Origin of the sequence: Kitasatospora sp. NPDC059146 (assembly GCF_042786665.1) — a bacterium.
Lineage (GTDB): Bacteria > Actinomycetota > Actinomycetes > Streptomycetales > Streptomycetaceae > Kitasatospora.
Genome location: NZ_JBHZCY010000099.1, coordinates 23,691 through 34,342, shown reverse-complemented (window position 1 = coordinate 34,342; position 10,652 = coordinate 23,691). Strand labels below are relative to the sequence as shown.

Sequence of the window (10,652 nt, the reverse complement as noted above, 5' to 3'; positions counted from 1 at the left end):
CGCTCCTGCACGTAGCCCTTCGCGTAGTCCAACGCCCCCTGCGCGATACCCACCGCCTGCGCCGCGATCGTCACCCGGGTGTGGTCCAGCGTCCTCATCGCCGTCGCGAAACCCGTGCCCTCCGCACCGATCATCCGGTCCGCCGGGATCCGCACATTGTCGAAGTACACCTCACGCGTCGGCGACCCCTTGATCCCCAACTTCTTCTCCGGAGCCCCGAACGACACCCCCGCATCGCCCTTCTCCACCACGAACGCCGAGATCCCCTTCGACCGCATCGAAGGATCCGTCACGGCCATCACCGTGTAGAACTCCGACACCCCCGCGTTGGTGATCCAGCGCTTCACCCCGTTCAGCACCCAGAAGTCACCGTCACGCACCGCCCGCGTCTTCATCCCCGCCGCGTCCGAACCTGCCTCCGGCTCCGACAGGCAGTACGAGAACATCCCCTCGCCCCGCGCCAACGCCCCCAGGTACTTCGCCTTCAACTCCTCCGAACCCGACAACTGCACCGGCAACGACCCCAGCTTGTTCACCGCCGGGATCAACGACGACGAGCCGCACACCCGCGCGACCTCCTCGATCACGATCACCGTCGCCAACGCGTCCGCCCCCGCACCACCGAACTCCTCCGGCACGTGCACCGCATGCAGATCGTTGCCCGTCAGCGCGTCCAACGCCTCCTGCGGGAACCGGCCCTGCTCGTCCACCTCCGCCGCGAACGGAGCGATCTTCGCCTCGGCCAGCGAACGCACCGCCTCACGGAGCATCCCGTGCTCCTCGGAGATACGGAAGAGATCGAAGTCAGCCGCCCCTGCGCTGCCCGCCATGATGCCTGCCTCGTCGTCCAGTGGCCGACGCAGACCGTTGTCCGATCGGCGTCGGATCCGAGTCGAATCGCGGTTAACTACCGTTCAGTAGAGATCCTAGGGCTCCGACCTGCGGCTGCCTAGCGTCCTCGGCGAGCGGGCGATCCGTACCGACCCGGGCGGGACGGATAGCATCAGGGGCACCCTCTACTGGCCGAACCCGCAACTCAAGGGGAACCCGTGACCCTCCGCATCTCCGTGATCGGCACCGGCTACCTCGGCGCCACGCATGCCGCCGCGATGGCCGAGTTCGGCTTCGAGGTGCTGGGTCTGGACATCGATCCCGAGAAGATCGCGACGCTCACCGCGGGCCGGGTCCCGATGTACGAGCCGGGCCTGTCCGAGCTGCTGCTCAAGCACGTGGCCGGGCACGAGGGCTCGACCGGGCGGCTGCGCTTCACCACCTCCGCCAAGGAGGCCGCGGAGTTCGCGGACGTCCACTTCGTCTGCGTCAACACCCCGCAGCGCAAGGGCGAGTTCGCCGCCGACATGTCGTACGTGGACACCGCGATCGACGAGCTCGCACCGCACCTGACCCGCCCGGCGCTGGTGGTCGGCAAGTCCACCGTGCCGGTCGGCTCGGCGGCCCGGCTGGCCGAGCGGCTGGCCGCGCTGGCGCCGGTCGGCGCGGGCGCCGAACTCGCCTGGAACCCCGAGTTCCTGCGCGAGGGCTTCGCCGTCCAGGACACCCTGCGGCCGGACCGGATCGTGGTCGGCGCCCACAGCGAGCGGGCCGAGCGGCTGCTGCGCGAGGTGTACGCGGAGCCGATCGCGGCCGGGGTGCCGTTCCTGGTCACCGACTACGCGACCGCCGAGCTGGTGAAGGCCGCCGCCAACTCCTTCCTGGCCACCAAGATCTCCTTCATCAACGCGATGGCCGAGGTCTGCGAGGCGGCCGGCGCGGACGTCACGCTGCTCTCCACCGCGCTCGGGCACGACGAGCGGATCGGCCGCAAGTTCCTCAACTCCGGCCTCGGCTTCGGCGGCGGCTGCCTGCCCAAGGACATCCGCGCCTTCATGGCCCGGGCCGGCGAACTCGGCGCCGACCAGGCGCTGACCTTCCTGCGCGAGGTCGACTCGATCAACATGCGGCGCCGCTCGCGGATGGTCGAACTGGCCCGCGAGCAGTGCGGCGGCGGCTTCCTGGGCCGCCGGGTCGCCGTCCTCGGCGCCGCCTTCAAGCCCAACTCGGACGACATCCGGGACTCCCCCGCGCTCAACGTGGCCGCCCAGATCCAGCTCCAGGGCGCCCAGGTCACCGTCTACGACCCGAAGGCCGTGGAGAACGCCCGCAAGATGTTCCCCTCCCTGGCCTACGCCGACTCCGCCCTGGAGGCCGCCGAGGGCGCCCACGTCGTCCTCCACCTCACCGAGTGGGCCGAGTTCCGCGCGCTCGACCCGGCCGAGCTCGGCGCCGTGGTGGCCGAGCGCCGACTGCTCGACGGCCGCAACGTCCTCGACGCGGACGCCTGGCGCGCCGCCGGCTGGACCTACCGCGCCCTGGGCCGCCCGAGCTGACGGCGGGTGTCACCGCTCACTGCGTCGTGTGCCGGGTGGTGAAGGTCGTACAGCCGACCCCGGTCACGGTACCGCTGTACGCATCGCCGTCGGCCGCCGGAAGATCGCCGACGAAGTTGATGAGCTGATAGTCGGACGGTCGCTCGACCCAGGCCACCGGGTCGAGGCGGACGCTGGCCCCCGAAAGCGTTCCGGTGTACGTCGCACTCCCCTGCGGAACGCCGGGATTGGCCGGCACCGGGAAGAAGCTGAACACCACGTCGACCGTCCCGGCTTTCACCGGCGCCGATATCTGCAAATGCATTCCGGTCAGACCCTGCCCGCACGTGTAGGTGCCGTCCCAGCCGCCGACCATCCGGGAGAGTCCGGACGGCTGCGGGCCGTCACCGGACTGCCAGACGGTGACCGCGCCGGAGACGCCCCCGGCCACCACGACGAGGGTGGTCACGGTCGCCACCACCGGATGCGCCGCCGCGGCGCTCTTCGTGACGCTGATGAAGGGCGCGATCGGGATGAATGCGATGCGCCTCTTGTTGATGCGCACATCGCCGCCCGCGATGATGCCCTCCGGGCCGACGTCGCGCCCGACGTTCACGGCCATGCCGCCGTCCCCGGCGCGGGCCTTCTGGGACACCGGGCCGGCCGAGGCAACCGCCGCCGGGGCCACCCCCTCGGCGAGCAGCGCCCGCAGTCCCGCGGCCACGTCCGGATCGTCGCCCAGCGCGTCCCGCAGCCGGGTGCTCCACGCCCCCACCTGGGCCTCCCGGGCCTGCGGCAGCTCCGGCTCGGACGCCTCCGCCAGCCTCGCGCGCGTCGCGTCCATGCGCCCGTCCTGACCGATCAGCTCGGCGAAACCACGCTTCACCGCCTCCCAGGAATCCGTCATCAGGCCCGATACCAGGGCCGTCGCCGCGGCCAGGGCCAATTCGTCAAGATCGCCGCTCACGTTTCCCCACCCGATACTCGCGTCCCCGCCGAAAGGCTTCGATTCCCAGTGTTCCTGGGCCCGGGCCGTTGTATGCCGGTGTTGGCCGAGTCTTGGAATGAGAATTCCACTCCGCCCCGGGGCACGCGGGGAATTCACGACTTCGCCTTCCAGCGCATTTCCCGCCGCCGCAGGTCAACCGGGAAAACCGGGAGAGCATGCCAAGGCGCACGGTGACGGATCGTCACGACTGCCGGAGACCGGTCACCGTCCGAGCGGCCGGGGGCCGGCCGCCGCCCGGCCCCCGACGCCTCCGCCACCTGACCGCCCCCGGAATCCCGCGCCCGCGCCCGTCGTTGGCACCGGCATGACGACCTACGGCGACGGCGCGACCGTCCGCGAGATCCTCACCGGAAGCGGCGACACCTGGGCGGTGGTCGGGCTGTCCAACAACACCGCCCGGGCCGCCTACGGCGTGGCGCAGGTGCTCCAGCGCCACGGCAAGCGGATCGTGCCGGTGCACCCCAAGGCCGAGACCGTCCTCGGCGAGCCCGGGTACGCCTCGCTGGCCGAGATCCCGTTCCCGGTCGACGTGGTGGACGTGTTCGTGAACAGCGCGCTGGCCGGGGAGGTCGCCGACCAGGCGGTGGCGGTCGGCGCGAAGGCGGTCTGGTTCCAGCTCGGGGTCGTCGACGAGGCCGCGTACGACCGGACCCGGGCCGCCGGGGTCTCGATGGTGATGGACAAGTGCCCGGCCATCGAGATCCCGCGGCTGGGTTAGAAGGCTCGGATCAGCCGTCGAGCCGGGCGATGGTGGCGATGGAGGGCCGGCGGTCGGCGCGCAGTGTGGCGGCGACCGACTCGGCGTCGCGCAGGACGCGGACGGCGTTGTGCCAGGTGAGCTTGGCGAGGTCGGCCTCCGACCAGTGGCGGCCGAGGAGTTCGGCGACCAGGTTGGGGTAGCCGGCCACCGAGTCGAGGCCGTCGGGCAGGAAGGCGGTGCCGTCGAAGTCGCCGCCGATGCCGATGTGGTCGATGCCGGCGACCTCGCGCATGTGGTCGAGGTGGTCGGCGACGGTGGACGGGGTGGCGATCGGGCGCGGGTTGGCGGCCTCGAAGGCGCGCTGGCGCTCCATCGCGGGCGGGGTGGTGTCCAGCGGGTGGAAGCCGTGGGCGCGCATGTTCTCGTCGGCGGCCAGGGTCCACTCGATGGCGGCGGGCAGGATGAACTTCGGGACGAAGGTGGCCATCGCGACGCCGCCGTTGGCGGGCAGCTGGGCCAGCACGTCGTCCGGGATGTTGCGGGGGTGCTCGCAGACCGCGCGCGCGGAGGAGTGCGAGAAGACCACCGGCGCCTCGGTGACCCGCAGGGCGTCCCGCATGGTGTCGGCGGAGACGTGCGAGAGGTCGACCAGCATGCCGAGCCGGTTCATCTCCCGGACGACCTCCTCGCCGAACTTCGTCAGCCCGCCGGCCACCGGCTTGTCGGTCGCGGAGTCGGCCCACGGCACGTTGTCGTTGTGGGTGAGCGTCAGGTAGCGCACGCCGAGTTCGTACAGGGCGCGCAGGGTCGCGAGCGAGCAGTCGATCGAGTGGCCGCCCTCGGCGCCCATCAGCGAGGCGATCCGGCCCTCGGCGCGGGCGGCCTCCATGTCGGCGGCGGTGCGGGCCAGGCGCAGCCGGTCCGGGTAGCGCTCGACCAGGGCGTGGACGAAGTCGACCTGCTCCAGGGTGGCGCTGACGGCGTGGTCGCCGGCCAGCGAGGTGGGCACGTAGACGGACCAGAACTGCGCGCCGACCCCGCCCTCGGCGAGGCGGGCGAGGTCGGTGTGCAGGCGCTCGCTCTGGTCGGCGGCGAGGTCGAGCGCGCCGAGGTCGTACCCGGCCTGCTCGCGCATCGCCCAGGGGAGGTCGTTGTGGCCGTCCACCACGGGGGCGGTGCGCAGCAGGGCGCGGGCGCGGTCCAGGCGGTCCGGGAGGTCCGGGAGGTCCGATCGGTCCTGCGGGGTGAGGGAGTCGGAAGTCATACGGGCTGTTCTACCCCACCCCGCCGGGCGGCCTACTTGCCGAAGCCGAAGGACGAGGAGCCGGCCACCTTGGCGCGGAGCTTCTTGCCCTTCTCGGTGGCCTGGTTGTTCAGCTCGGCCTGGAACTCGGTCATCTTCTCGGTGAGTTCCGGGTCGAAGGCGGCGAGCATCCGCACCGCGAGCAGGCCCGCGTTGCGCGCGCCGGCCACCGAGACGGTCGCCACCGGCACGCCGGCCGGCATCTGGACGATCGACAGCAGGCTGTCCATGCCGTCCAGGTAGCGCAGCGGCACCGGCACGCCGATGACCGGCAGCGGGGTGACGGAGGCCAGCATGCCCGGCAGGTGGGCCGCGCCGCCGGCGCCGGCGATGATCGCCTTGAGGCCGCGCCCGTGGGCCCGCTCGCCGTACGCGACCATCTCGCGGGGCATCCGGTGGGCGGAGACGACGTCCACCTCGTACGGGATCTCGAACTCGTCCAGGGCCTGGGCGGCGGCCTCCATGACCGGCCAGTCGGAGTCCGAACCCATCACGATGCCGACAAGAGGGTTGGTCATTCGGTGATCGTTCCTCGCAGGTAGGCGGCCGCGTGGCGGGCGCGCTCGCGGACGTCGTCGAGGTCGTCCCCGAAGACGTTGACGTGGCCGACCTTGCGGCCGGGCTTCACGTCCTTCCCGTACATGTGGATCCGCAGCCCGGGGTCGCGGGCCATGCAGTGCAGGAAGGCGTGGTACATGTCCGGGTAGTCGCCGCCGAGGACGTTGACCATGACGGTCCACTTGGCGCGCGGCCGGGGGTCGCCGAGCGGGAGGTCGAGGACGGCCCGCAGGTGGTTCTCGAACTGCGAGGTGACCGCGCCGTCCTGGGTCCAGTGCCCGGAGTTGTGCGGGCGCATGGCCAGCTCGTTGACCAGGATCCGGCCGTCCCGGGTCTGGAACAGCTCGACGGCGAGGTGGCCGACGATGCCGAGGTCGCCGGCGATCCGCAGGGCGAGCTGCTGGGCCTCGTCGGACAGGGCGGGGTCGAGGTCCGGCGCGGGGGCGGTGACCTCGGCGCAGACGCCGTTCTCCTGGACGCTCTCGACGACCGGGTAGGCGACGGCCTGGCCGCTGGGCGAGCGGACCACGTTGGCGGCCAGCTCGCGGACGAAGTCGACCTTCTCCTCGGCCAGCACGGGGACGCCGGCCAGGAACGGCGCCTGGGCCTCCCGCTCGTCGTCGACGACCCAGACGCCCTTGCCGTCGTAGCCGCCGCGGACGGTCTTGAGCACGACGGGGTAGCCGGTGCCCTCGTTCGCGAAGGCGGTGACGTCGGCCGGGTCGGCGACGATCCGGTGCCGGGGGCAGGGCACCCCGATGGAGTCGAGCTTGGCCCGCATCACGCCCTTGTCCTGGGCGTTGACCAGCGCCTCCGGGCCGGGGCGGACGGCGATGCCGTCGGCCTCCAGGGCCCGCAGGTGCTCGGTGGGGACGTGCTCGTGGTCGAAGGTGATCACGTCGCACCCGGCCGCGAAGCGGCGCAGGGTGTCGAGGTCCCGGTAGTCACCGAGGACGACGTCGGAGACCACCTGTGCGGCGGAGTCCTGGGGGGTGTCGGCGAGGAGCTTGAACCTGACCCCGAGCGGGATGCCCGCCTGGTGTGCCATGCGGGCCAGCTGCCCGCCACCGATCATGCCCACCACTGGAAAATTCACATTGCCCGGGGAAGTCACCTCGCCAGGATATCCGGGCCGGTGGGGGGCCATGGAGCCGCGGTGGGGGTGTGAGTAGTGGACGCGCGTAGATGTCAACCCCTCCTCCGGACGGCTGAGCCGTTCGGTGGAAGCGGGTAGCCTGGACGGCTAGGTCCTCGTCCGCGCGGTCGGATCATGTGCGTGCACGCAGGGCTCAAGGGGTGTCCCCGGCCCAGTGGGACACCCTTTTCCCCGCAGGTACATGGAGGCCACCCGGTATGGCGACGACCACAGCTTCGAACCCCTCACTCATGCAGAAGGTGCGTGGGATCAGGGGCGAGGTCGTGAAGTTCGGCATCGTCGGCCTGAGCGGGGTCGTGGTCAACTTCGCCGTCTTCTGGGTCTGCAACATCGGCCTGGGCATCGCCTCGCTGCGGTCCAACATCGCCGCCACGGTGATCGCGATCGCCACCAACTACCTCGGCTACCGGTACTGGCTGTACCGGGACCGCGACGCCGACTCCCGCAAGCGGGAGATCACCCTCTTCCTGGTGTTCAGCGGCTTCGGCATGCTGATCGAGACCGGTGTGCTCGGCTTCTCCCAGTACGTGCTGGGCCTGGACTCGAACTTCGAGAAGATGGGCGCCAAGGTCGTCGGCCTCGCCATCGCCACCGTGTTCCGCTTCGTCTCGTACCGCACCTGGGTCTTCAAGGCGCTGCCCGAGACGGCCCCCGTACCGAACGTGCCGAGCCCGCAGGCCGCACACGCCACGGAGGCCGCACGGACCGGGGAAGCCGCGGAGGCCGCGGAGGCCGCCGACGGCCGGGAGCTGGCCGCCCAGGCCGAGCTGATGCTGGCCGCCGAGCAGATCCGCTACGCCAAGGCCGAGTAGCCGCTCGGCGACCGCCCCTCCCCTCCCCCTTGCCGGGTCCGCCCCCGCGAGAGGACAGTGGTGACCGAGGGCGAGCACGGCCCGCGGACGATCGAGAGGCCGAGGGGGTCCCAGGAGGCTCGCCATGGCGTTCGTCCAGATCATCGACTGCAAGACCGACCGGCTCGACGACCTCAACCGGCTCATGGACACCTGGGTCGAGGCCACCAAGGGCCGCCGGACCGCCTCGCACGCGGTCGTCGGCACCGACCGCTCGGATGCCCGCCACGTGGTGGAGATCGTGGAGTTCCCCTCCTACGAGGAGGCGATGCGCAACTCGAAGCTCCCCGAGACGGACCGGATCTTCCGCGAGATGGTGGCGCTCTGCGACGCGCCGCCCACCTTCACCGACCTCGACGTGGTCCGCGACGTCCGGCTCGACGGGGCCCGCTGACCGCGCCCGGTCCTCGTACCCGGCCCGGTCCTCGTACCCGGCTCCGTCCGCGTCCCCCTGCCCCGCGCAGCCCTCGTACCCCGCTCAGTCCTCGTGGCTGCGCCCGAGGAACAGCGCGAACACCGGGGGCTTCAAGGAGAGCAGCTCCAGCCGCCCGCCGTCCGCCTCCGCGAGGTCGCGGGCGACGGCCAGGCCGATGCCGGTGGAGTTGCGGCCGCTGACGGCCCGCTCGAACACCCGGTTGCCGAGGTCGGCCGGCACTCCGGCGCCCTGGTCCTGCACCTCGACCACCACCGAGGTGCCGGAGGGCCGCACCCGCAGGGTGATCGTCCCGGCGCCGTGCATCAGTGAGTTCTCGATCAGGGTGGCGAGCACCTGGGCGACCGTCCCCGGGGTGCCGACCGCGGTGACCCCGTGCAGGCCCTCCAGGGACAGCACCCGGCCCTGCTCGCGCAGCGTCGGGCCCCACTCCTCCACCTGCTGCTTGATCACCTCGTCCAGGTCGAAGGCGACGGCGGTGGGGCTGCGCGGGTCGCGCTGGGTGGTGAGCAGCCGCTGGACGACGTCGGTGAGCCGTTCGACCTGCTGGAGGGCGATGGTCGCCTCCTCCTTGACGGTCTCCGGCTCCTCGGCGAGGGCGGTGATCTCCTCCAGCCGCATCGACAGTGCGGTGAGCGGGGTGCGCAGCTGGTGCGAGGCGTCGGCGGCGAGCCGGCGTTCGGCGGTGAGCATCCGGGCGATCCGCTCGGCGCTGGTGTCCAGCACCTCGGCGATCCGGTCGAGTTCGGGCACCCCGTACCGGCGGTTGCGCGGGCGCGGGTCGCCGGAGCCGAGCCGTTCGGCGGTCTCGGCGAGGTCGGTGAGCGGCCGGGCGAGTCGCTTGGCCTGCCAGACGGCGAGCGCGACGGCGGCCTGGACGGCCAGCAGGGCGACCACGCCGAGCAGCAGCAGGTTGTTGGCGATCTCGTGGTCGACGTCCTCGCGGGACTGCTCGACGGTGACGATCTCGCCGCTGGTGCCGTGTTCGGCGGCCCGCAGCAGGTGGTTCCCGGCGGGCGGGCGGCCGGCCGAGAGGACCTGCTGGCCGGGGATCTGCACCTCGACGTAGCTGCCCTCGGTGACCTGGCTCTCGAAGACCCGCCCCTCCTTGACCGACTCACCGGCGGCGAGCCGGCTCTCGACCAGGGCGAGCACCCGGACGGCGGTCGCGTCCACCCGGTCCTGGGCGGCGTCGACGATGCTGCGCTTCTCGACCAGGGCGAGCGGCACGCAGAACACCACGACGACCACCAGGACGACGACCAGCAGCGAGTTGATCATCCTGCGTTTCACGCTGCTGCTCCCCGAGGTGTTCCACTGCATCGGCCGCCGCCCGGCCATGATCTCCGTACGCGGCTAATTCTTCTCGAACCGGAAGCCGACCCCGCGCACCGTGGCGATGTAGCGCGGGTTCGCCGCGTCGTCGCCGAGCTTCTTGCGGAGCCAGGAGATGTGCATGTCCAGGGTCTTGGTCGAGGTCCACCAGGTGGTGTCCCAGACCTGCCGCATGATCTCCTCGCGGGTGACCACCCGGCCGGCGTCGCGGACCAGGACGCGCAGCAGCTCGAACTCCTTGGCGGAGAGGGTCAGCTCCTCCTCGCCGAGCCAGGCGCGGTGGGACTCGATGTCGATCTTCACCCCGTGCGCGCCGGTGGTGAGCTGGTCGACGTTGCCGCGCCGGAGCAGGGCCCGGACGCGGGCGAGCAGCTCGGCCAGGCGGAAGGGCTTGGTCACGTAGTCGTCGGCGCCGGCGTCCAGGCCGACCACGGTGTCCACCTCGTCGGCGCGGGCGGTGAGCACCAGGACGGGGCAGCTCTTGCCGTCGGCGCGCAGGCGGCGGCAGACCTCGAGGCCGTCCATCTCGGGCAGGCCGAGGTCGAGGACGACGAGGTCGACCTCCTCGGTGAGGCCGGCGGCGAGTGCGGTCGGCCCGTCCTCGCGGACGAGCACCTCATAGCCCTCGCGTCGCAGGGCCCGGGCGAGAGGTTCGGAGATCGCCGGATCGTCCTCGGCGAGCAGCACACAGGTCATGTGGTGATGGTAGTCGTCCCGCGTATGCCCGTACCCCCTGTGAGGTAGTTCACAGACGGTGATCGTTATAGAAGGGACCGTCGGGGGCCAACGGAGCGCCGCTGACCGGCCGTTCGGCGAAGAATCCCCGCTTGGATCTTTGAACCGAAGGAAGACACGCCCGTCTACCATGGATCAATCGGGCAGATCTGTTGCCAACTTTGTTATTAAGCAGAGCGATTCGCAATGTTTGTCATCTGATAACG

Annotated in this window: 10 protein-coding genes and 1 pseudogene; 4 read left to right on the top strand and 7 right to left on the bottom strand. The window is 71.3% G+C overall.

Annotated features, from left to right (window positions below):
- Window positions 1-830, bottom strand: an 830-nt coding sequence (locus ACFXPX_RS31900) for an acyl-CoA dehydrogenase family protein (protein WP_380644232.1), incomplete at its 3' end; no start/stop codon positions are given.
- 219 nt (window positions 831-1,049) lie between these two features.
- Here ACFXPX_RS31900 and ACFXPX_RS31895 point away from each other — a divergent pair.
- A complete protein-coding gene (locus ACFXPX_RS31895) occupies window positions 1,050-2,387 on the top strand; it encodes a UDP-glucose dehydrogenase family protein (RefSeq protein ID WP_375894807.1) in 1,338 nt (445 codons plus the stop codon).
- 16 nt (window positions 2,388-2,403) lie between these two features.
- On the opposite strand, the gene ACFXPX_RS31890 is transcribed toward ACFXPX_RS31895, so the two are convergent.
- Entirely contained in the window at window positions 2,404-3,333 is a 930-nt protein-coding gene (locus ACFXPX_RS31890) for a hypothetical protein (RefSeq protein ID WP_380644231.1), read from the bottom strand.
- A 346-nt stretch (window positions 3,334-3,679) separates the two neighbouring features.
- On the opposite strand from ACFXPX_RS31890, the gene ACFXPX_RS31885 reads away from it, so the two are divergent.
- The gene (locus ACFXPX_RS31885; RefSeq protein ID WP_375894801.1) at window positions 3,680-4,093 is read left to right on the top strand and encodes a CoA-binding protein; all 414 of its coding nucleotides are present in this window, start codon (window positions 3,680-3,682) and stop codon (window positions 4,091-4,093) included.
- Window positions 4,094-4,103: 10 nt separating this feature from the next.
- On the opposite strand, the gene ACFXPX_RS31880 is transcribed toward ACFXPX_RS31885, so the two are convergent.
- From ACFXPX_RS31880 to ACFXPX_RS31870, 3 genes are read right to left on the bottom strand one after another with little or no spacing between them, the layout of a single operon-like run.
- Entirely contained in the window at window positions 4,104-5,339 is a 1,236-nt protein-coding gene (locus ACFXPX_RS31880) for a dipeptidase (RefSeq protein WP_380644230.1), read from the bottom strand.
- Between the two features lie 32 nt (window positions 5,340-5,371).
- Window positions 5,372-5,896 (bottom strand): 5-(carboxyamino)imidazole ribonucleotide mutase, encoded by a 525-nt coding sequence (gene purE / locus ACFXPX_RS31875; RefSeq protein ID WP_380525643.1) that lies wholly within the window; start codon window positions 5,894-5,896, stop codon window positions 5,372-5,374.
- Window positions 5,893-7,032 (bottom strand): 5-(carboxyamino)imidazole ribonucleotide synthase, encoded by a 1,140-nt coding sequence (locus ACFXPX_RS31870; protein ID WP_375894794.1) that lies wholly within the window; start codon window positions 7,030-7,032, stop codon window positions 5,893-5,895. The genes purE and ACFXPX_RS31870 overlap by 4 nt, the downstream gene beginning before the upstream one ends.
- A gap of 290 nt (window positions 7,033-7,322) precedes the next feature.
- Here ACFXPX_RS31870 and ACFXPX_RS31865 point away from each other — a divergent pair, with 290 nt between their 5' ends.
- Entirely contained in the window at window positions 7,323-7,904 is a 582-nt protein-coding gene (locus ACFXPX_RS31865) for a GtrA family protein (protein ID WP_375894791.1), read from the top strand.
- 124 nt (window positions 7,905-8,028) lie between these two features.
- Window positions 8,029-8,331 (top strand): annotated as a pseudogene (locus ACFXPX_RS31860) (ester cyclase); the annotation flags it as partial.
- Between the two features lie 90 nt (window positions 8,332-8,421).
- Here ACFXPX_RS31860 and ACFXPX_RS31855 read toward each other — a convergent pair.
- Together ACFXPX_RS31855 and ACFXPX_RS31850 are read right to left on the bottom strand one after the other, a co-directional pair.
- Window positions 8,422-9,669, bottom strand: coding sequence for an ATP-binding protein (locus tag ACFXPX_RS31855; RefSeq protein WP_375894788.1), 1,248 nt, complete (start codon window positions 9,667-9,669; stop codon window positions 8,422-8,424).
- A 63-nt stretch (window positions 9,670-9,732) separates the two neighbouring features.
- Window positions 9,733-10,407, bottom strand: coding sequence for a response regulator transcription factor (locus ACFXPX_RS31850; protein ID WP_030290974.1), 675 nt, complete (start codon window positions 10,405-10,407; stop codon window positions 9,733-9,735).
- Window positions 10,408-10,652 lie beyond the last annotated feature (245 nt).

Excerpts from the sequence above, each read along its gene's own strand:
- purE (WP_380525643.1), bottom strand. The coding sequence starts at position 5,896 with ATGACCAACCCTCTTGTCGGCATCGTGATGGGTTCGGACTCCGACTGG.
- ACFXPX_RS31885 (WP_375894801.1), top strand. The coding sequence starts at position 3,680 with ATGACGACCTACGGCGACGGCGCGACCGTCCGCGAGATCCTCACCGGA.
- ACFXPX_RS31865 (WP_375894791.1), top strand. The coding sequence starts at position 7,323 with ATGCAGAAGGTGCGTGGGATCAGGGGCGAGGTCGTGAAGTTCGGCATC.
- ACFXPX_RS31850 (WP_030290974.1), bottom strand. The coding sequence starts at position 10,407 with ATGACCTGTGTGCTGCTCGCCGAGGACGATCCGGCGATCTCCGAACCT.
- ACFXPX_RS31880 (WP_380644230.1), bottom strand. The coding sequence starts at position 5,339 with ATGACTTCCGACTCCCTCACCCCGCAGGACCGATCGGACCTCCCGGAC.